General features: G+C 66.8%; 18 protein-coding genes and 1 tRNA gene. 6 read left to right on the top strand and 13 right to left on the bottom strand.

What is annotated here, in order from left to right:
- The first annotated feature begins 127 nt into the window (after positions 1-127).
- Positions 128-514 (top strand): VOC family protein, encoded by a 387-nt coding sequence (locus tag AC5RWD_RS13190; protein ID WP_307099230.1) that lies wholly within the window; start codon positions 128-130, stop codon positions 512-514.
- Here the strand turns inward: AC5RWD_RS13190 and AC5RWD_RS13185 are convergent.
- Together AC5RWD_RS13185 and AC5RWD_RS13180 are read right to left on the bottom strand one after the other, a co-directional pair.
- Positions 511-2,157, bottom strand: coding sequence for an amidohydrolase (locus AC5RWD_RS13185; RefSeq protein WP_494020434.1), 1,647 nt, complete (start codon positions 2,155-2,157; stop codon positions 511-513). The two genes, AC5RWD_RS13190 and AC5RWD_RS13185, sit on opposite strands and share 4 nt — an antisense overlap.
- Complete coding sequence (locus AC5RWD_RS13180) at positions 2,147-3,604, bottom strand: APC family permease (protein WP_494020433.1); 1,458 nt, start codon at positions 3,602-3,604, stop codon at positions 2,147-2,149. Before AC5RWD_RS13180 ends, AC5RWD_RS13185 begins: the two co-directional genes overlap by 11 nt.
- Before the next feature lie 158 nt (positions 3,605-3,762).
- Here AC5RWD_RS13180 and AC5RWD_RS13175 point away from each other — a divergent pair, with 158 nt between their 5' ends.
- Positions 3,763-4,371: a TetR/AcrR family transcriptional regulator gene (locus AC5RWD_RS13175; protein WP_494020432.1), complete on the top strand. Its 609-nt coding sequence runs from the start codon at positions 3,763-3,765 to the stop codon at positions 4,369-4,371.
- Here AC5RWD_RS13175 and AC5RWD_RS13170 read toward each other — a convergent pair.
- From AC5RWD_RS13170 to AC5RWD_RS13125, 10 genes are all read right to left on the bottom strand, one after another.
- The gene (locus AC5RWD_RS13170) at positions 4,368-5,411 is read right to left on the bottom strand and encodes a HoxN/HupN/NixA family nickel/cobalt transporter (RefSeq protein WP_494020431.1); all 1,044 of its coding nucleotides are present in this window, start codon (positions 5,409-5,411) and stop codon (positions 4,368-4,370) included. The genes AC5RWD_RS13175 and AC5RWD_RS13170 overlap by 4 nt on opposite strands.
- Positions 5,411-6,241, bottom strand: coding sequence for an urease accessory protein UreD (locus AC5RWD_RS13165; protein ID WP_494020430.1), 831 nt, complete (start codon positions 6,239-6,241; stop codon positions 5,411-5,413). Before AC5RWD_RS13165 ends, AC5RWD_RS13170 begins: the two co-directional genes overlap by 1 nt.
- Before the next feature lie 125 nt (positions 6,242-6,366).
- Positions 6,367-6,984 carry an urease accessory protein UreG gene (gene ureG / locus AC5RWD_RS13160; protein ID WP_494020429.1) on the bottom strand — a complete coding sequence of 206 codons (618 nt, stop codon included), beginning with the start codon at positions 6,982-6,984 and terminating at the stop codon, positions 6,367-6,369.
- Between the two features lie 29 nt (positions 6,985-7,013).
- Positions 7,014-7,685 carry an urease accessory protein UreF gene (locus AC5RWD_RS13155; protein ID WP_494020520.1) on the bottom strand — a complete coding sequence of 224 codons (672 nt, stop codon included), beginning with the start codon at positions 7,683-7,685 and terminating at the stop codon, positions 7,014-7,016.
- Positions 7,686-7,734: 49 nt separating this feature from the next.
- Positions 7,735-8,211, bottom strand: a complete 477-nt coding sequence (gene ureE, locus AC5RWD_RS13150) for an urease accessory protein UreE (protein WP_494020428.1) — start codon at positions 8,209-8,211, stop codon at positions 7,735-7,737.
- Positions 8,212-8,220: 9 nt separating this feature from the next.
- A complete protein-coding gene (gene ureC / locus AC5RWD_RS13145; RefSeq protein ID WP_494020427.1) occupies positions 8,221-9,966 on the bottom strand; it encodes an urease subunit alpha in 1,746 nt (581 codons plus the stop codon).
- The gene (locus AC5RWD_RS13140) at positions 9,963-10,355 is read right to left on the bottom strand and encodes an urease subunit beta (RefSeq protein WP_494020426.1); all 393 of its coding nucleotides are present in this window, start codon (positions 10,353-10,355) and stop codon (positions 9,963-9,965) included. The genes ureC and AC5RWD_RS13140 overlap by 4 nt, the downstream gene beginning before the upstream one ends.
- Before the next feature lie 6 nt (positions 10,356-10,361).
- The gene (locus AC5RWD_RS13135) at positions 10,362-10,664 is read right to left on the bottom strand and encodes an urease subunit gamma (RefSeq protein ID WP_494020425.1); all 303 of its coding nucleotides are present in this window, start codon (positions 10,662-10,664) and stop codon (positions 10,362-10,364) included.
- Positions 10,665-10,767: 103 nt separating this feature from the next.
- The gene (locus tag AC5RWD_RS13130) at positions 10,768-11,325 is read right to left on the bottom strand and encodes a cysteine hydrolase family protein (protein WP_494020424.1); all 558 of its coding nucleotides are present in this window, start codon (positions 11,323-11,325) and stop codon (positions 10,768-10,770) included.
- Positions 11,326-11,353: 28 nt separating this feature from the next.
- Positions 11,354-12,361, bottom strand: a complete 1,008-nt coding sequence (locus tag AC5RWD_RS13125) for a LacI family DNA-binding transcriptional regulator (RefSeq protein WP_494020423.1) — start codon at positions 12,359-12,361, stop codon at positions 11,354-11,356.
- Positions 12,362-12,840: 479 nt separating this feature from the next.
- Between AC5RWD_RS13125 and AC5RWD_RS13120 the strand changes: the two genes are divergently transcribed.
- Positions 12,841-14,184 (top strand): glutamyl-tRNA reductase, encoded by a 1,344-nt coding sequence (locus AC5RWD_RS13120; RefSeq protein ID WP_494020519.1) that lies wholly within the window; start codon positions 12,841-12,843, stop codon positions 14,182-14,184.
- Between the two features lie 69 nt (positions 14,185-14,253).
- Here the strand turns inward: AC5RWD_RS13120 and AC5RWD_RS13115 are convergent.
- Positions 14,254-14,326 (bottom strand) — tRNA-Lys (locus tag AC5RWD_RS13115).
- Between the two features lie 234 nt (positions 14,327-14,560).
- Between AC5RWD_RS13115 and AC5RWD_RS13110 the strand changes: the two genes are divergently transcribed.
- The 3 genes from AC5RWD_RS13110 (at position 14,561) to AC5RWD_RS13100 (ending at position 17,112) form a co-directional block, all read left to right on the top strand.
- A complete protein-coding gene (locus AC5RWD_RS13110; protein ID WP_494020422.1) occupies positions 14,561-15,220 on the top strand; it encodes a hypothetical protein in 660 nt (219 codons plus the stop codon).
- A 256-nt stretch (positions 15,221-15,476) separates the two neighbouring features.
- Entirely contained in the window at positions 15,477-16,094 is a 618-nt protein-coding gene (locus AC5RWD_RS13105; protein ID WP_494020421.1) for a DUF47 domain-containing protein, read from the top strand.
- 1 nt (position 16,095) lies between these two features.
- On the top strand, positions 16,096-17,112 hold the full coding sequence (locus AC5RWD_RS13100) for an inorganic phosphate transporter (RefSeq protein WP_494020420.1): 1,017 nt from the start codon (positions 16,096-16,098) through the stop codon (positions 17,110-17,112).
- Positions 17,113-17,349 lie beyond the last annotated feature (237 nt).

The following is a 17,349-nucleotide window of genomic DNA, read 5'->3' as shown; positions in this document are numbered from 1 at the left end:
GACCGCGGGGCAGGTCAGTGCCAGTCCTGCGGAAGCCCGGGGCACCGGGCCGGCCCGGTCCCGCGCCGCCACACGCCGGTCCGGAAATTACCGCATCCGTGCCTGGGGTCTCCGTACACTGAGGCTCATGGCATGCCGTATCAGCGAACTTGTCCTCAACTGCGCCGACCCCGAACTGCTCGCGCGGTTCTGGAGCGAGGTGCTCGGCTACGTCGAGCTCGACCGGGAGGATGGTGCGATCGAGATCGGCCCGCCCGACGCCGGGTTCGGCGGCCTGCAGCCCACCATCATCCTGAGCCCCAGCAGCGACCCGCGGACCGGGAAACTCCCGCTGCACATCGACGTCAATCCTGTCGACCGGGACCAGGACGCCGAGCTGGAGCGGCTGCTGGCCCTCGGCGCCCGGCCGGCTGACGTCGGGCAGACCGGCGACGAGCAATGGCACGTCCTGGCCGACCCCGAAGGCAACGAGTTCTGCCTGCTGCGCAGGCGGCTCGAGCCCATCACCTCCTAGGACTGCTGCCTGCCGGTCCCAACCGCCGAGTGCTGCGCCTGCCCGTCCACGAATGTCGCCAAGATCTCGGCTGCCGCAAGGTCATCCGGAGCAGCAGTCAGCGGATCCACGTCAAACACCGTGAAGTCGGCGCGTTTGCCCACGGTGATGGAGCCGGAAACCGCCCATTCCCCCGCAGCCCGTGCGGCGTGCGAGGTGTAGCCTTCAAGCGCCTGGCCGGCCGTGAGGGCCTGGCCGGGAACAATCGGCTGTTCACCGGGGCGGCCCGAGCGCCGTCGCAACTGGGCGTCCGCCAGGATGGGCAGCGGCTCGAAGGGCGCGATCGGCCAGTCGGAGCCGAGCCCCAGGACGGTTCCGGCAGCACGGAGATCCGCACACCGCCAAGCGTTGTTGGCCCGTTCCGTGCCCAGGCGGGTGGACCAGTTATCCGAATGGTCGGCGCGGGAATAATGCGTGCAGTGGGTCGGCTGCATGCTGGCGATGAGGCCTGACCGGGAGAACCTCCCGATCAGCTCATCCGGAACGGTCTCGAGGTGTTCGATCCGGTGCACCGCCGGAGTAGTCCCTGTGCCCGGAGTCAGGGACTCGAAGGCGTCCAGGACCGCGGCCACCCCGGCGTCGCCGATGGCGTGCGTGGCCGTGGGAATGCCGCGCCCGGCGAAGTACCGGACGGCTTCGGCATATTCCTCGGGCCGGGGCCAGAACGGCGCCACCGACTCGCCATAGGCGTCGGGCTCAAACAGCCAGGCCGTGCCGTTGTCCACGGTCCCATCGACAAACAGCTTGATGCCGGCCACCTGCCAGCGCCGCCCGCCGGCGCCGACCAGCTCGGCCAGCCGGCGCCAGTCCGGCTCACCGGAGCCGGGCATGCACCACGGCGAGATCCGCAGGCGCAGCGGCAGGCCGCCGTCGTTCTCTTCTTCGAGCGCCCGGTAAAGCTCCAGCGAATCGTCGTTGCAGTCCATCACGTGTGCCCCGGTCAGCCCGGAGCGTGAGAACTGCGTGAGCAGTTCCGCGAGCCGTGCCTTCCGTGCCTCGAAGGATTCGGCAGGCATCACCCGCGCAACGAGTTCGACGGCGGCCGCTTCCAGCAGGAGCCCCGTCGGCCTGCCGCTTCCGTCGCACACCACCTCGGCGGCCTGGTCGAAGGAGCGCGGACCGGTTACCCCGGCGATGTCGAGGGCCCTGGAACTGGCCAGTGCAGAATGCCCGTCGAACAGCCGGATGAGGCAGGGCCGTCCGGAGACCGCGTCGTCAATCAGCCCGCGGTGGGCGGCAGCCGATCCGAACACATTGGGGTCCAGGCCCCAACCGCGGATCCACTCGCCTGGCGCAGTTGCGGCAGCCTCGACACGCAAAAGTGCGCGCACCGCAGCCAGGTCCGCGGCGCCGGACAGGTCGCAGCCGCGGGTCAGTTCCAGTCCAAAAACAGGATGCATGTGGCAGTCCACCAGGCCGGGGGTCACCACGGCGTCACCGAAGTCGATGACGTCCGCGGATGGCCACCCGGCCGCATCGGCACGGCTTCCGACGGCTGCGATCACGCCGTCCCGGACGGCAACGGCCTGCGGCGCCGGGCTCCCTGGCGGCATGCCGTCCATCGTGTGGACGGTGCCGGCGAGGATGGTCACATCAGGATTCATGGGTTTCGAAGCTTCCAATCTGGGCGAAGGTTTCCGGCCGGTGGCGGCGCACCCAGCGGGCGGCCAGGAGTCCGGCGATGAAGACAAGCGGGGTCACCAGGATGAGGATGGTGTTGGTCAGGGCGTCGGCGAAGGTGAGCAGTTCGATATTGATCCCGATCAGCAGCACCACGCCGAAGAGCAGGATGGCCGACGCGAGACTGAGCGGGACCATCAACCGGTTCGTAACGGCGTCGGGATTCCGGCGCAGGTAGAGGAAGGCGGCCACCGACACCAAGCCCTGCAGCCCGACGATGCCGAAAATCCCCGGGGTGTTCACCCAGATCAGCAGCTGCTGGTAGGGATCGGCGTTCAGGACGGCACAGATGGTGATGACGGCGGCGGCCAGGACCGTCTGCAGCTGGCCAGCCCGGTGCGGCGATTGGAACTTGGGGTGGGTCCGCCCCAGGAAGGCCGGCAGCACGCCGTCGCGGGCCAGCATGTAGACGTAGCGGTTGATCGCATTATGGAAGGCCAGCTGGGACGCGTAGACGCTGGTGACAATCAGCATGTACATTGCCACCTCGGCCCAGGGACCCACATAGTGGTTGATGGTCTGGAAGAACATGCCGCCCGCCAGCTCCCCCGCGGCTTCCACGGCACGATCTTCGCCGTAGGCCTGCACCACGGCCCACACAATGAAGGCATAGAACACGGACATGAAGCCGACGGCGACGTAGGTGGCGCGGGGCACCGACCTGTCCGGGTCGCGGGCCTCCGAGCGGTACAGCACTGTGGACTCGAAGCCCATGAAGGCGGCGAAGCAGATGCCGAGGATGGCCAGGACGCCCGGCCCGAATGCGTTCTCCGGGCTGAATGAACCCACGCTGATTCCGTGCGCTCCGCCGCTGCCGAGGATACCCGCCCCCATCAGGGCCAGGATGCCGGTCTCGGCCACGAGGAGCACGCCGAGCACTTTGGCGCCGACGTCGATGCCCCGGTAGCCGAGGAACCAGACGGCGGCAACGGCAGCAAGGGCGATCGCCGGCCAGGGCACCTCGAGCCCGAAGACCACCTTGAGCATGTCGTGGGTCTGCACGGCAAAAAGGCCGTAGACGCCGATCTGCAGGCAGTTGTAGGAGACGATCGCCAGGATGGCCGAGGCGAGTCCCGCCGTCTTACCCATGGCCAGTGAAATGTACGTGTAGAAGCCGCCGGCAGCCTTCACATGCCGGGTCATGGCCATGAAGCCGACGGCGAAGAGGGTGAGCACGATGCCTGCCAGGAGGTAGCCGGCCGGGGCGCCGATGCCGCCGACGTTGATGGCCACCGGGGCAACGCCCGCCATGACGGTCAGCGGCGCTGCCGCCGAAATGACGAGGAAGGCAATGCCGCCCGTGCCCAGGGCATTGCGCTTAAGGGCGCCGTCCGCAGACGACGCCGGAGGTCTGGTTTGGATATCCGGCACTGGTCCGTCCTTTCTGGGAAGCCCGACTAAACGAAAGGCTTTCGTTTTAGTATGAGGGCGTGTGGCGCGAAGCACAATAGCTTTCGCAAAAGCGGCCACGACGGGAGCCGGAGACTAGGCTGGGTTCCGATGTTCCAGAGCTGCAGACAGGAGATTCCATGGGGCGCCCGCTCCTCCCGCTGATATCCGTGGAGGCCCTGACGACGGCCGCGCTGGAGCTGGTCGACGAGAGTGGCGACTTCAGTTTCCCGAAGCTCGCGAAAAAAATCGGCGTCAGCCAGTCCTCCATTTACAACCATGTGAGCGGCCGGGACGAGATCCTGGAACTGCTGCGCCACCGGATCATCACCGAGGAGCCTTATCCCCCAGTGGACCACAGCGAGTGGGAGGGCGCGCTGCGGGTCCTGATCCGCGCGTACCGGAACGCCTTTGCCCGCCATCCGCGGCTGGCCCCGCTGTTGGTGCTGCAGTCCATCACCGATCCGGCGGTCATCGGACTCTACGAGGATCTGGCCCTGGCCCTGGAGAGCGCGGGGTTCCGCGGGCGTGACGTCGTGGCGGCCATCTCCACCATCGACAGCTTCGCCCTCGGAGCTGCCCTGGACCTGGCGGCGCCGGAAGTTGTCTGGGACCCGCCCGCCGAGGGCTACCCCACGCTCAAGCGGGCTCTGGGCAACGCCGGACCATCAGAGGAGCGTGGCGGGCATGCCTTCGATTTCGGCCTGGACGTGGTGATCGGCGGCCTGCGGGCAAAACTCGGCGGCTAGGACATAGCCCTTGGGCGCCCGAGCAGTGCGGCGACGCCCCACAGCGCCAGGAAGGCCCCCACCAGCAGCAGCCCGGCATCGCCCAGATCGACGCCGGCCAGCCAGGCGGTCAGCGGGTCCTTCAGCCCGAACGCCGCGTTGAAGAAGCCGCCGAGGGTTATCACGGCGACGAAAAGCGCGGACAGTGCCGAGAGCCCCGTGACCACGGCGTTGAAGCCAAGTTTGCGCACGGGATCATGGACCGCTGACTTGTACATCCGCATCATGGCAACGCCGTTCGTCGTGTCGCACAGCGTCATGGCGGCGGTGAAGGCGAGCGGCAGAGCCAGCAGCGCGACGGGCGAAACACCCGCCAGGGATGCCGCCGTCGTCATCACCAGGAGTCCGATGGTGGTGGCGGTATCAAAACCGAGCCCGAACAGGAACCCGACCACGTACACGTTCCGGGGCCGCCGCACTCTGGACAGAGGCCGGGCCATCAGGCGGGCCACAAAGCCCTTGGCTTCCAGTTCCCCTGGCAGCACCGTTCCGCCGCCGCGGACCCTGCGGTAGGACCGGGCGGCACCGAGAAACGCCGATCCGTTGAAGACCCCCATGGCCAGCAGGAAAAGGCCGGAGACCCCGCTGCCGATCAGCCCCAGCACCAGGTTTCCGGTGCTGCCCTCGGTCATGAACCTGCCCACCAGCGACACCCCGGAAACCACCAGGGCGCCGGCCAGGATCACCACCGAACTGTGCCCCAGGCTGAAGGCGAATCCCACGCTGGTGGGATCCTGCCGCTGGGCCACGAACTTCCGCGTGGAATTGTCGATCGCGGCGAGGTGGTCCCAGTCGTAGCTGTGCTTGATGCCGGCCAGGTAGGCCGTGAGCACCAGTCCGAACGCCAACGGCTGCCCCGACGTTGCCGTGCCGGCAAGCAGAAGCACGACGGCGGCAAGATGCAGGACGCCCACCGCACCAAAGGTGGCCAGCAGGCGCGTCCGGAGCGGCAACTGCTCACGCTCGCGGTACATGGCTGCGAACTGGGTCAAGGTAGTCATCAGTACTTCCTGAGGTTCAGGGGCGCCTGGCCGTACCAGCGTTGACGGAGAAGGCCGCTGCAGCCACCCAGTAGCGTATTGAGTTTTTCGGTGCTGTGGGACAGGGACCGGAGCACCAGGGCCGTGATGCCGTCCATTGTGGCACTGAGCGAGACCCCTGTGTAGGCGTCGAACTTCTCCGCCAGCTGGTGCAGTTCGTCGGCGAGCGCCTGGTCCACGCGGGCGTCCACCACCACCAGAGAACCCAGGTGGCTGTAGCCCTCCATGTAGCCTGTGCCGGTGACGTCGTCGAGCGGCGGCCGGACCAGCAGGTTGTCCAAGGCGAGCAGGCGGGTGCCCGCTTCCGTTTCCACGCGGATCTCGTTGCGGAGCCGCAGCTCCTCGTACCGGAAGGAGGCCCCGTCCGGGGACCATCCCGGCGTGATCACCTCCGCCATCACCAGGCTCGACGTCGGCCGTACCGTGATGTAGGTGTTCTGCCGGTAACTGGCCTCCCGGTAGGCGATGACCTGGTCCGGCACCAGCTCCAGCCGCGAACCCTCCCCCAGCCGGACGCTCATGCGCTGCTCGGCAAAGGATCCCGGGGTCCGGTAGATCTTCGTCGCCGACTGCGTCGTGAGGAGCAGGTCAGCCCCGTCATCCACCCCCACGTCCAGAACGTAAAGGTCTGCCCCCAGATAAGCCCCGCCAGGATTCACGACGACGTAGCAAACCTGCCCGCTGTCATCCAGATAATGCGGCCGCAAAACCCGCAGGGCGCCCCGATGGTACTGATGCGCGGCCACGGACCGTCCGGCACGATGCTCGACCCGCAACGCAAGCTCACCCATGGGTTCCGGTGATTGAGCCGTCGCCGGTGATTGAGCCGTCGAGGGTGATTGAGCCGTCGCCGGTGATTGAACCTGTCGAAATCCCTGGGTCTCGACAGACTCAACCAGCGGATCCGCCGTCGTGCTCATTGGGCCAGGTCGAGCATCAGGACATCGCGCCGGATCCATTCAATGACGTGTTCGAGGCCTTCGTCCGTCTTGAGGTTCGTGAAGCAGAACGGCTTGGCGCCCCTGAACTCCCGCGAGTCCCGCTCCATGACTGACAGGTCCGCGCCGACGTGCGGGGCGAGGTCTGTCTTGTTGATGATGAAGAGGTCGGACTTGATCATGCCCTGGCCGGCCTTCCGCGGGATTTTCTCACCCTGCGCGACGTCGATGATGTACACCGAGAAATCCACGAGCTCGGGGCTGAAAGTGGCGGAGAGATTGTCGCCGCCGGACTCCACGAATATCACCTGCAGGTCCCGATGCCGCTGTTTGAGCTCCTCGATGGCGGCCGTGTTCATCGACGTGTCTTCGCGGATGGCGGTGTGCGGGCAGCCGCCGGTTTCGACGCCGATGATGCGGTCCTCGGGCAGGATGCCGTTGGCGGCGAGGATCTTGGCGTCCTCGATCGTGTAGATGTCGTTGGTGATGGCGGCCATGGAGATTTCCGCGCTCATGTGGCGGGTGAGCCGCTCCACGAGCTGGGTCTTCCCGGCGCCGACAGGGCCGCCGATGCCGATCTTGATGGGTTCAGTCATGATGTCCTCCTTTGAACTCAAAAGCACAGTTAGCTCATGAACATGCGGGCCCGCTGGCGCTCATGCCTCATCTGCGAAATCTCCAGCCCTGGGCTGACCGCCCCAAAGTCGTCCGGCGTCAGGCGGGCGGCCCGCCCGACGGCGGCAGCAACGGCGTCGTGCGCGTTCCGGAGCACGCGCTGTCCGGCGGTCTGCCCGAGCGGGATGGCGCGAACGGCGTTCTGCGTCAGGGACGTAACGGTGGCGAAAAGGTAGGCAGCGATCGCTTCCGCCGGCGGAACCCCAAGGGAACGGGCGACGACGGCGAACGCCAGCGGCTGATGGCCGGCGGCCCCGCCCCCGCTCACCAGCGCCCGGTACTCTGCGAGCTCGGGAGACGGGAACACCTCGGTGCCGATTTCCAGCAGCCGGGTGCCCATCTTGATGCTGGCCTCCCGCACCTGGCGCGGCAAAAGCTGCGCGGTCAGCAGGTCATCCAGCTCAGCCACAGGAACGCCGTCGTACAGGAACCGCATGGCCAGGGCATCCGAATAGGTCAGCTGTTGCGAAAGGAACGCCCCCAGCCACACCCCGAAGGACTCCTCGTCATGGACCAACCCCCGGTCGATGTAAGTCTCGAACCCCAGCGAGTGCGCGAACGCCCCGGTGGGAAGCGCGGAATCGGTCAGCTGCCGAAGCGCGAGCTGGTAGCCCCCGCTGATTGAGCCCGTCGAAATCTGGTCTCGACAAGCTCGACCGGCGGAATCCGAACTAGTGGGTGTGTTCGGCATGGCGGAAAGGCACTGGCATGACGCGTTCCTGGCGGGCGTAGGGCACTCCGACGTGTTTGAGGTAGTCCTCGACGGTGTGGTCGTACTGGCACACCATGACTTCGGCACCGTATTCAGAGGCCGCGTCGAAGAACTGCGCCTGTAGGTGCCGGTTGCCGAGGGAATGCGCCACCATGCCCATCTCGTGGATGCTCCGTGGGGCGATCACCAGGACGTCGGTGGGCAGCACGGAGACCACGATCATGTTGGTTTCGGCCAGGTGCAGCACGTCGCCGTCCCGGAGGTCGGCCGATCCTGCCGGAAGCCTGATGCCGATCTCGTTGCCGTGGTCGGTGGTGACGCGCTGGATGCGCTTGACCAGCTGGGCGCTGGGCAGCACCACCTGCTCCCGGTGCAGGCCCGCGTAAGACCCGGCGGGTTGCTCGTGCACATTGCCGAGGACTTTCTCGATGATCATCTGAGTCTCCTAGAAGAGGAAGTACCGCTGCGCCATGGGCAGAACGTCCGATGGCTCGCAGGTGACGTCCTCCCCGTCCACCGTCACCGCGTACGTTTCCGGGTCCACCTGGATCTCAGGCGTGGCGTCGTTGTACTTCAGGTCGGCCTTGGACAGCGAACGGATCCCGGACACTGGCCGGATGACCTTCGCCAGGCCCAGCTCCTCCGGCAGGCCGGCGTCGATCGCGGCCTGGGACAGGAAGGTGATGGAGGACTGCTGCAGAGCCTTGCCGAACGTGGCGAACATGGGGCGCATGGTGCGCGGCTGCGGTGTGGGGATGGACGCGTTGGCATCGCCCATCAGGGCGTAGGCGATCTGGCCGCCCTTCAGCACCAGCTCGGGCTTCACGCCGAAGAACGCGGGGTCCCACAGCACCAGGTCCGCGAACTTGCCTTCTTCCACGGAGCCGACGGAATCAGCCATGCCCTGCGCGATGGCCGGGTTGATGGTGTACTTCGCCACGTACCGCTTGAGGCGGAAGTTGTCGCTCTCCGCGGTGCCATGGGCAGCACCGGTGGGGTCCTTCAGGACGCCGCGCTGCTTCTTCATCTTGTCCGCAACCTGCCAGGTGCGGGTGATCACCTCCCCCACGCGCCCCATGGCCTGCGAGTCCGACGACGTGATGGCGAAGATGCCGAGGTCCTGCAGGACGTCCTCGGCCGCGATGGTCTCGGCACGGATGCGGGAGTCTGCGAAGGCCACGTCCTCGGGGATGTCCGGGTTGAGGTGGTGGCACACCATGAGCATGTCGAGGTGCTCTTCGATGGTGTTGCGGGTGTAGGGCAGCGTGGGGTTCGTGGAGGCGGGAAGCACGTTCGGCAGGCCGGCGATTTTGATGATATCCGGCGCGTGGCCGCCCCCGGCGCCTTCGGTGTGGAACGTGTGGATGACGCGCCCGCCGATGGCGCGGATGGTGTCCTCCACGAAGCCGCATTCGTTCAGCGTGTCCGTGTGGATGGCCACCTGTACGTCGTACTCGTCCGCCACCTTCAGTGAGGTGTCGATTGAGGACGTGGTGGAGCCCCAGTCCTCGTGGACCTTGAGGCCCACGGCGCCGGCACGGATCTGCTCGGCCAGCGGCTCGACGCTGGAGGCGTGCCCCTTGCCGAGCAGCCCGATGTTGACGGGAAGCCCCTCTGCGGCCTGTAGCATGCGCTGGATGTGCCATTTTCCGGGAGTGACGGTGGTGGCCTTGGTGCCTTCGGCGGGTCCGGTCCCCCCGCCTACCATGGTGGTCACACCGCTGCAGAGGGCAGCGGCCACCTGGTCTGCGGAGATGAAGTGGATGTGGGTATCCACTCCCCCGGCGGTGAGGATTTTGCGTTCCCCCGCAATGATTTCGGTGCTGGCGCCGATGACGATGTCCACGCCATCTGCGATCTGCGGGTTTCCGGCCTTGCCGATCCGAAAAATGTGGCCGTCCTTCAGCGCGACGTCGGCCTTGTAGATCCCGGTGTAGTCCAGCACCACCACATTGGTGATGACGGTGTCCGGCACGGCTCCCCCGTGGACGTCCCCGTCCCGGGTGGCCTGGCCGTTCTGGCCCATGCCGTCCCGGATGACCTTGCCGCCGCCGAACACCACTTCCTCGCCGTAGTTCGTGAGGTCCTTCTCGATCTCGAGGAACAGCTCGGTGTCCGCCAAGCGGATGGCGTCGCCCGTCGTCGGGCCGTAAAGGTCCGCATATTGCCTGCGGGACAATTCGAAACTCATTGCTGTCCGCCCTCCCGGTCAACGCCGTCCTGGTCAGTGGCCTCCCCGTCAGTGGCGGCCCCGTCAGTGGCGGCCCGGTCAGCATCGAGGCTGCCGTTCACCGCGTTGCTCAGGCCGAAAACCTCACGGCTGCCGGCCAGCCGAATCAGCCGGACAGTCTTCCGGTCGCCCGGTTCGAACCGCGCCGCGGTGCCGGCGGGGATGTCCAGGCGCCGGCCGTAGGCGGCGCCCCGGTCGAATTCCAGCGCCGGGTTCGCCTCCGCGAAGTGGTAGTGCGAGCCCACCTGCACGGGCCGGTCACCGGTGTTGAGGACGACGGCGTCGATCGCCTCCCGGCCCGCGTTGATGGCCAGCGGTTCAGGACGCAGGACGTACTCTCCGGGAATCATGGCGCCCTATCGGATGGGGTTGTGGACGGTGACGAGCTTGGTGCCGTCAGGGAAGGTGGCCTCGATCTGGACATCGTGGATCATCTCCGGCACGCCCTCCATGACGTCGTCGCGGCTGAGCAGCGTGGTGCCGTAGCTCATGAGTTCGGCCACGGTGCGGCCGTCCCGGGCACCCTCGATCAGTTCATAGCTGATGATCGCCACGGCTTCGGGGTAGTTGAGTTTGAGCCCGCGCTCCTGCCGCCTGCGGGCGAGGTCGGCGGCGACCACGATCATGAGCTTTTCCTGCTCACGGGGCAGCAGATGCATGAGGATCCCTTCAATGGCCTGGGGGGTCGGCGTGGGACCCAGACTAAACGGCATTCGTTTCCGCCACGTTTCAGAAGTGTCAGGCGGCCCCTTAGCGGCCGCCTCAGCGGCCTCCGCTGAGCCTGGCGAGGATCTCATCGCTCGACTGGACCGGCTGGCGGTACGTGGTGGACAGGATCCGCAGCATGTCCGCTGCGTCCTGGCTGTCCTCTGAGGCCATGGCGTCCTCCGCGTACGTGACCCGGATGTTGTGGGCGAACGCGTCGGCGCCGGTTTGGGCGATGCAGTTGTGCGTGGAGACACCGGACAGCACCACTTCGTCGGCACCCCAGTTCCGCAGCCGGGACAGCAGGTTGGTGCCAATGAATGCGCTGTCCCGCGTCTTGCTCAGCTGCGGCAGGCCGTCGGTGGCGAGGCCGGGCACAGCCTCGGCCTGCTTGCTGCCGCGGAAAATAAAGCCCTGGTCGTCGTCGAGCATGCTCAGCGTCCATGTGGATTTGTCCCGCTCGTGCTCGGTGCCAACCAGCAGCGCCTTGTGTCCGCTGGACGTGAACCCGTCCAGCAGCCTGTTGCAGGCGGTGACCAACCGCTCCCGCTGGGCTGCCAGTTGCGGCGCTTCGAAGTAAGCGTTCTGCATGTCGATGATGAGCAGGGCAATCATGGGATCCGCCTTTCCTGTACTAAGAAATCTATGGTGCAGAGGCCCGGACCCTCAAGCGAAAATCCGCTTCCATATGCACGCCTGCGGCGGCCTTTTCGGCCCCCTCGATCCGGTTGATCAGCAGCTGCACGGACCGCTCGGCGATCTCGTCCATGCCGGGTGCAACAGTGGTCAGCGACGGAGACGAGAACCGCGCCTCGTCGATGTCGTCGAACCCGGCCACGGCTGCGTCCTCGGGCACCCTGACCCCGCGGAGCAGCAGTTCGTGCATTGCGCCCAGAGCCAGGGCGTCGTTCAGTCCAAAGACGGCGTCGAACGGCTGGCCGCTGTCGAGGAGCCTGCCCACCCCCGACGCACCACCATCCCGGCGCCACTCCGAGGGAACAATCAGAGCCGGAGCAAAGTCCACCCCTGCGTCAGCCAGCGCCTCGCGGTACCCGGCCAGCCGAAGCCCGGGCGAACCGGCACGGTCCCCGGGAGAGGCACCGATCACCGCAATACGACGCCGCCCTCCCGCCAGCAGGTGGGCTGTCATGGCCTTGGCAGCTCCCACATTCTTCATGGTGACGAGGTCGAACCGGGGGTCGTCGATGTGCTCGCCGAGCATCACCAGGGGTTTGGTGCCGCGGCGGGCGGCGGCCACGGCGTCCGCGTCGAGCACCAGCGGCGTGAACAAGAGGCCATCCGTCAGCTGGCTCAGGGATCCTTGCAGCGCGGTGAGCTCGTTGGCCCTGGTTCCCGCAGACTGCTCGACCAGGACGCGGTAGTCCCTGGCGGCTGACACAGTCATGAGCTTCGAAGCAAGCTCCGCGTAGTACGGCACGGAGAGGTCGGACACCACCAGGCCCAGCATGCGGGACTTACCGGAACGCAGGCTCCTCGCCGTCAGGTTGGCCTCATAGCCAAGCTCGGCGATGGCGTCCAGCACCTTCTGCCGGGTGGCCGGTCTGATGAACTCATAGTTGTTGAGCACATTCGACACGGTTTTCAGGGAAACTCCGGCCGCGCGGGCAACATCGTTCATTGTCACGGCCATGCAGGGCCCCTTTCGCGGCAAACGTCCACTCGGATATTTCTCTTTCGGTACATCGTTGCAGACTGCAGGCCGCCCCGCCCGTCAAGAATTTCCCAAGGTGGGTCCCCCACCCTGTCTGCAAGGTCTCTTGGCTCTGGGGCCAGGCAACGGCGCCTGGTCCCAGCGACAACCGGCGGTGTCCTCATAAGCGGCGGCCACCGGCGGGACCGGTCCGGAAGCGGTGGCCTCTTAAGCGGCGGCGGTCACCACCCGGGGCGGCCTCCAAGGGCCGCGGCAGGACAGGGTGGGGATCGTTGCGGCAGAAGGGGGCCGAATTGTTGCAGGGTGCAGGGGGGTCCATCGAGGGATTACCCCCGTCAGAACGGCAGTTTGCTCTTGTGGTTTCCCATCGTGCCCGCACACTGTACCGGGGTTCCGTTCCCCGGCGCGGAGGCGGGGGTCCCGAACCGGTTGGAGGCGCCGAAGGCCGGGGGTCCGGCCTGGAGTTCCTGGCCCGGCTCGGTTCGGGACCCGTCCGCATCACTTCGGACGTTATCGCGGACGTGGACGGTGTCGCGGGAGCAGTTGTGCTTGCCACGTGCAACAGGTTCGAGGTCTATTGCGACGTCGAACCGGCTGCGGATCCGGACATCACCAGGAGGCGCGTGCTGGGCCTCATCAGCGCGTGCTCGGGTGTTTCCCCCGAGGAACTCGGCAGTGCCCTGGACTGCCTGACCGGCGCAGCCATGACCGAGCACCTCTTCTCGGTGGGTGCCGGCCTTGACTCGGCAGTGGTGGGCGAACGGGAAATCGCCGGGCAGCTGCGCCGTTCGCTTGCCTCGGCCCAGGAGACCGGAGCTGCCAGCGGACCACTGGTCCGGCTTTTCCAGGCAGCCTCCCGCGCCGCCCGCGACGTTGGATCGCTGACGGCCCTGGGTGAGGCCGGCCGGTCCATGGTGTCCGTTGCGCTGGACTTGGTCCTCTCAACGCTGGGATGCCGGGACCTATCCGGCCTGTCAGTGGTGGTCATCGGCACCGGCGCCTACGCCGGATCCACCCTTGCCCTCCTGGCGGCACGGGCATGCCCGGCAGTATCCGTGTTTTCCTGGTCCGGACGGGCCGAAGCCTTTGCATCAGCCCGGGGCGCCACCGGCCTGACCACCGAGGATCTGCCCGCTGCCGTCCGCGGAGCGGACGTGGTGATCGGCTGCAGCGGGCGCGGACCCAGGCTCAGCTCCGAGGACTTCCGCAACTTCCGGCGGGGCGCCGCCGCACCACTCGTCGTCGTCGACCTCGCCCTCAGCCGGGACTTCGAACCGGAAGCAGGCGAACTGCCAGGGCTTGACCTCATCACGCTGGAGCATGTGCGGCTGGCCTCGCCGCGTGAACAAACCGATGCCGTCCGGCGTGCCCGTGAGCTCGTCCGGCAGGCCGCCCTGCGCTTCGAGGAGGACCGGCAGGTGCGGCTCCTTGATCCGGCGGTCGTGGCGCTGCGCGAACACATGCAGTCGGTACTGGCGGGTGAAGTGGCCCGGGTGAAGAACCAGCACGGCTGCACGGCCACGGCCGAAGCGGTGGAATTTGCCCTGCGCCGGGTGGTACGGCAACTCCTGCATGTTCCCACGTCGAGGGCGCGCGAGCTGGCGGCGGCCGGCCGGCAGGACGAATACACCGCTGCCCTTGAAACGCTGTTCGGGCTGGACGTGACCGCGGGCATGGAAGCTCAGGCCAGCGGGAGGAAAACCAGCCTGGCCGTCGAAGCGGAAAAGGTCCCCCCGGGCTGCCCGGCACGGGAGTGTCAAGGCCTTCTTGCCCGGGAGGACGCCCTGCCGGCAGCGAGCTAGCCGGAAATAAAAAGTCCCCGGATTCCTGTTGCCAGGAAGCCGGGGACTTTCCACTCTTCGCTAAAAGAGTGGGCCCTGTGGGGATCGAACCCACGACCCACGGATTAAAAGTCCGATGCTCTACCAACTGAGCTAAAGGCCCAAACTGCCTGCCGAAATGCGGACTTCAAGAGCCTGCACACGCGAAACAGTTCCAGTCCATTTCTGGACGTTTAATACTGTACCCCAGACGGTGGCGACTTCAGCACGGCGCCGCGCCGCCGTCGTCGAACGTGTCTTTGCCGGGAGACAGCAGGGTTTCCGGCGGCCGGTCCAGGACGGACGGACGCCGGAAGGGACGCTCGATTCCGGTTCCTTGCAGGAGTAGCGTGGGACCATGAGCCAGAGAGCAGGAACCAGCGGCCCGGGCGGGGCGGAGCGGCACCACAAACCGAAGCCTTTTGCGCCCATTGATTTCGAGCCTTTCGCAGGCGGCGCCGATCCGGCGCGTGTCTCGGAAGCTGCGCACCTGGCCGCCCAGGCCTTGGTGCGCCACGGGCGGGACAGCGATGATCCCGTCATCACCAAACGGCTGGTCAAACTGGCCGACGAGCAGGGCCTTGAAGCGATAGCGGAAATGTGGGCGGAAAGCCCGGCCCGCTCGCTGCCCGGTGCGCTGTGGCGGCTGTATGCCCTCCGCGCGGCAACGGTGCAGGATCCCGAGCGCATCTCCGTTTATTTCAAGGCGGGCAAGGACACCGCCCAGGTCTCCAACGTGGTGGCCGGTGCTGCCGAGCCGCCGGGCGCCGATGAAATGAAGACCATGGCCGACGCCATCCTGTCCGGGGCCTTCGACGGCGACTTCGACGTGGCGCTGGAGCGGTCCGCCGCGTTCTGCCGCGTGGTGGCGCTGGGCCAGGCCACGCTGGCGGACGGCGCGGAGCATTCCAACGAGAGCCACGCGCGCAAGCTGACACGGAACTCCCACCTGCTCGTCAAGACCGCTGAGGACCTCGAACACGCCGCCAACGCGTGGCGGCTGGGTGAGCTGGACTGACCCATCAGGCCCGATCTGTCAATGTTGACTTGCTCCAGCCAAAGTAGAAGACTGAAATAGGTGCCGAACCGCGAAACCCCCGGGCTTCAACATTTAGCCGCCTAGAGCGGCCTACCGCCGAGAGGCGTATCCGGTTCGGCACCATTTTTATGCCCCAACGCAGGTGCCGGTAAAGTACTGACTAGCTGCGGCTCGGACGTCAAGTCAAAAACTCCCGCGGTGTCCCGCCCTGACGATCCTCCGGAGACCGGTACTCATGAAGCTGCGCCTTTTTCCCCAGGAGCCCGCAGGCCTGAACCTTCTTTCGCAGCTGGCCCGGCAGATCGTGTTTGCCAGTGCCACCATGGCTGAAATCCTGGGTGCGCCGGCCACAGAACACCACCGGCTGGTGGAGGACATGCACAACCACGAGGCGAAGTCGGCCGAGCTGCACTTCGCCTTGCTGACGCACATGCGCACCAGCTTTGTGAATCCGCTCCCCCGCGAGGACATGTACGCCCTGTCGCAGAGCCTGAACGAAGCTATTGAGAAGCTGGACGCCGCGGCCGAACTGGTGGCGCTCTACAAGCTGGACCGCCTGCCCAAGCGCGCCGCCGACCAGCTGGAGATCATCAGCAGGCAGGCCGAACTGACAGCGGACGCCATGCGCAGGCTGAACAACCTGGACGACCTTGAGGATTACTGGATTGAGGTCCTGCGCCTGGCCAAACGGGCCGAACGGACCCACCGCATATGGGTCGCGGACATGCTCAAGGACATGAAGCCCACCCAGTACGCCCGCCACCGCGACATCGCCAACCAGCTGGTCGACGTCACCAAGAACATGCGCCGCATCGCCACCCAGGTGGGCAGCATCATCGTCAAGGAATCATGAGGTGACGCTGTTCATCTTCGCCCTGGTGGTGCTCCTTAGCGCGGCATTTGCCTTCATCAACGGCTTCCGGGACGTGTCCACCTCCGTGGCCCTGGCAGTGCGCACGCGCGCCCTGACCCCCACCATCGCCGTCCTTCTGGCCGCCCTGTTCAACCTCATAGGTTCCCTTCTAAGCGCCGGACTGGCGGTGGCCATCAGCCAGAACTGGGTTGTTCTCCCGGCGGGGGACAGCGGCCTGACCATTATCCTCGCGGGCCTGGCCAGCGCGTGCGCCTGGGGCATTTTCCTGTGGTGGCGCGGAATTCCTTCCTCCTCCACGCATGCCCTGGTAGGTGGACTGGCGGGTGCTGGTACCGCCAGCGTCGTAGTGGGCGGCAACTCGGTGGGCGGCGTGGACCAGTCGCTCCTGTTCCAGGTGGTCCTCCCCCTGGCCCTCTCGCCTGTTATTGCCTTCGTCGCCGCCTACCTGCTGGTGTTTCCTGTGACCTGGGCTGCGCGCTATACCCAGCCGAGCGTGGTCAACAAGAGGTTCCGGGCCGCACAGTCCATTGCTGCCGGCGCCGTAGCCTTTGGCCACGGGCTGCAGGACGGCCAGCGGATCAGCGCTGTACTCATCCTGGCGCTGCTGGCCGCCGGCTATTCCGACGGCGGTTCGCTTCCCCTGTGGGTGGCGCTGCTGTCCGCGGCCATGATTACGGTGGGCACCCTGTTTGGCGGCTGGCGCATCTCCCACACCATCGGCTACCGGCTCACCCGGATCGATCCGCTGCGCGGTGTGGTGGCCCAGGGCTTCAGCGCCCTGCTGCTGTTTATTGGCGCGATCGGGCTGCACTGGCCCGTTTCCACCACGCACACGGTGACGTCCTCCGTGCTCGGCGCGGGCGAAAACCAGCAATTCGCCACCACCCACCGCAAACTGGTGACCCGGATCCTGTCCCTGTGGGTCCTGACGCCGGTAGCCACGGCCTCTGGAGCCTTCGTCCTCGAGCTCGCGATGTCGCCGCTCATCGGCGCGTAAAAAAGCAAACGCGGGGTCAGTTACCGCCTGTCCGGACCTCCGGGAAGGGCGATAAGTGACCCCGCGTCGCGTGTGCGGCTGGCTGGGCCCACGGCCGCAGGGGTCCCCGGCCGAGCGTGCGAGCCTGGGGTGCGGCTGGCTGGGCCCACGGCCGCAGGGGTCCCCGGGCGAGCGTGCGAGCCTGGGGTGCGGCTGGGTGGGCCCACGGCCGCAGGGGTCCCCGGGCGAGCGTGCGAG

It is taken from the genome of Arthrobacter sp. CMU6, from assembly GCF_059090205.1.
Note: the sequence above shows the minus strand (reverse complement) of the source record. Positions and strands in the feature narration are given on the sequence as shown.

Bases quoted from the DNA above. Each gene is read 5' to 3' on its own strand.
- ureG (WP_494020429.1), bottom strand. From the start codon at position 6,984: ATGACTGAACCCATCAAGATCGGCATCGGCGGCCCTGTCGGCGCCGGG.
- ureE (WP_494020428.1), bottom strand. From the start codon at position 8,211: ATGATCATCGAGAAAGTCCTCGGCAATGTGCACGAGCAACCCGCCGGG.
- AC5RWD_RS13165 (WP_494020430.1), bottom strand. From the start codon at position 6,241: ATGGGTGAGCTTGCGTTGCGGGTCGAGCATCGTGCCGGACGGTCCGTG.
- AC5RWD_RS13135 (WP_494020425.1), bottom strand. From the start codon at position 10,664: ATGCATCTGCTGCCCCGTGAGCAGGAAAAGCTCATGATCGTGGTCGCC.
- AC5RWD_RS13170 (WP_494020431.1), bottom strand. From the start codon at position 5,411: ATGACTACCTTGACCCAGTTCGCAGCCATGTACCGCGAGCGTGAGCAG.
- AC5RWD_RS13110 (WP_494020422.1), top strand. From the start codon at position 14,561: ATGAGCCAGAGAGCAGGAACCAGCGGCCCGGGCGGGGCGGAGCGGCAC.
- AC5RWD_RS13185 (WP_494020434.1), bottom strand. From the start codon at position 2,157: ATGAATCCTGATGTGACCATCCTCGCCGGCACCGTCCACACGATGGAC.
- AC5RWD_RS13140 (WP_494020426.1), bottom strand. From the start codon at position 10,355: ATGATTCCCGGAGAGTACGTCCTGCGTCCTGAACCGCTGGCCATCAAC.
- ureC (WP_494020427.1), bottom strand. From the start codon at position 9,966: ATGAGTTTCGAATTGTCCCGCAGGCAATATGCGGACCTTTACGGCCCG.
- AC5RWD_RS13130 (WP_494020424.1), bottom strand. From the start codon at position 11,325: ATGATTGCCCTGCTCATCATCGACATGCAGAACGCTTACTTCGAAGCG.
- AC5RWD_RS13190 (WP_307099230.1), top strand. From the start codon at position 128: ATGGCATGCCGTATCAGCGAACTTGTCCTCAACTGCGCCGACCCCGAA.
- AC5RWD_RS13105 (WP_494020421.1), top strand. From the start codon at position 15,477: ATGAAGCTGCGCCTTTTTCCCCAGGAGCCCGCAGGCCTGAACCTTCTT.
- AC5RWD_RS13125 (WP_494020423.1), bottom strand. From the start codon at position 12,361: ATGGCCGTGACAATGAACGATGTTGCCCGCGCGGCCGGAGTTTCCCTG.
- AC5RWD_RS13175 (WP_494020432.1), top strand. From the start codon at position 3,763: ATGGGGCGCCCGCTCCTCCCGCTGATATCCGTGGAGGCCCTGACGACG.